Source organism: Bartonella sp. CL71SXKL, from assembly GCF_042194935.1.
In the GTDB taxonomy this organism is placed as follows: domain Bacteria; phylum Pseudomonadota; class Alphaproteobacteria; order Rhizobiales; family Rhizobiaceae; genus Bartonella.
In genome coordinates, this window is the sequence record NZ_JBHINI010000158.1 from 1 (window position 1) to 503 (window position 503).

Here is a 503-nt window from a genome sequence, read left to right on the forward strand (position 1 = left end):
TGTTCGACAGGCGCTACAGCATAGCATCTGCGATACCCAATCACGCTATTTTGGCTGTCTCTTAACACGAGATAAAGCGTACGGTTGCTAAACCACTCTGTCATGAGTATATCGCGTTCATGTTTTTTGACCGAACACCACGGAAAATTTGCCATGTCCCATGGATAATCGATTTGTTCCCAGCTTAACTCTTCATCCCCATCATCTATCCAATTACCAATAAGCCTGCCTTCTTCTTTTGTGAGGGTATGATTGATTTCTGTTGTGCGTCCAAAGGAAAACAAAGTGTCCCCAGCTGTTAAGCGAACACCGCTTTCATACTCCAACATGCTGTCATCGAGGCGTGACATATTGCCTTCCATGGCTTGCACATTATAACCATAGGTCCCACGGCGAAAATCAGAGCGCAAACTTTTGGAAAGGTCGGTAATCGCTTCAATGGCTTCAAGGCTTTTGCGTTCAGGCAACTGATCAAAATCAAGTTGAAAGGAATTCCACCATGC

1 pseudogene is annotated in these 503 nt (G+C 44.9%); it reads right to left on the reverse strand.

The features are described 5' to 3' along the window. Positions 1-503, reverse strand: a pseudogene (locus ACFILA_RS10015) (phage tail protein); the annotation flags it as partial.